At 62.7% G+C, this 1065-nt stretch carries 1 protein-coding gene; it reads right to left on the bottom strand.

The window, feature by feature from the left end; genetic code table 11:
* Positions 1-99 precede the first annotated feature (99 nt).
* Positions 100-876, bottom strand: a complete 777-nt coding sequence (locus tag AB0L60_RS42490) for a DUF4253 domain-containing protein (protein ID WP_364626675.1) — start codon at positions 874-876, stop codon at positions 100-102.
* Between the last annotated feature and the right edge of the window lie 189 nt (positions 877-1065).

The raw sequence follows: 1065 nt of genomic DNA, 5'->3' as shown, positions 1-1065 counted from the left end.
ACTGTCGATGAGCGGAAGTCGGACGAGCAGCGTGAGCAGGGTGTCGAGTCTCAGCTTGCGCGCAGGGTGCTCCAGCGACGCTGGCCAGGGTGGCATCGGTTACCACAGGAATCTCCACAGCGGTGCGGGCATACGCTTTTTGAGTTCATCGAGGCTTTCCCACCCCTTATAGATGAGGTTGGGGGCGTACAGAAACGATTCCAGCGCGACAGCGAGCGCGTCGTTGTCGTCTTGCGGCGGGTTGGCTACCCGCAACACCAACTCGTACTCGCTCAATGCGAGCAACTCCGCGCCCCAATGCCCAGCCCACCGGCGCAACAATGTTGCGTGGTCCGCGCCGTCGAGATCGAAATCGCGGGCGCCGCTCCAATTCAACAGTTGCGGCACCAGCCAGGGATTCGGCGCGGGGACGAGCGCCAATCGATCGGCCTGATCGAACTCGTCGACGGCAATCCACGCATCAGCCCAGTCGAAGCCGTCGTAGTCGCGATCTTCCTCTGTGAGCACGTAAGCGCTCTGAAGAATCGGGTCCTCGGCGTCGCGCGGCCCTTCGTCATCGCGCGGCCCCTCGACCCGGGCGCGTTCGAGCCATGCTCGTCCATCCTGCACAGCTCCCGCGGCGACCTGTCGGTCGCCTGGCGCATTCAAACTTGCCCCGATGAGTCCCAGAAGCACGGGCCATAGTCCGGTGCGCTCGTAGACCCCACGCGCCCGCTGCCACAAATCGGTGGCCGGGTATCCCGGCTCGACTTCGCACATCCACACCGTGTCACCACCGACCGTCCTAGACGCTCGTGTCAGCGGCGGCAACTCGACCCCGAGTGTGGCGAACAATGCAGTCGGATCTTCGTCTCCGACAACCACATCAACGGACACAGCCGCAACCGAGTCCGGTCGAAACTCGGCTGCCCCAAACGCACTGAACATGACTCGATCCAAGCACATCACAGCCATCTGCCGCTGACCGCACGGATCGACTCAGCCAGGAACAACGCCTCGAAAGATTCACGGATCAAGGCCATCTCGGATCCATCGACAGGATCACCAAACGCACCATCATGCCGA

Source organism: Nocardia sp. NPDC051981, assembly GCF_040680715.1.
GTDB lineage: Bacteria > Actinomycetota > Actinomycetes > Mycobacteriales > Mycobacteriaceae > Nocardia.
The sequence above is the reverse complement of the archived record's forward strand: the minus strand, read 5'-3'. Positions and strand labels throughout refer to the sequence as shown.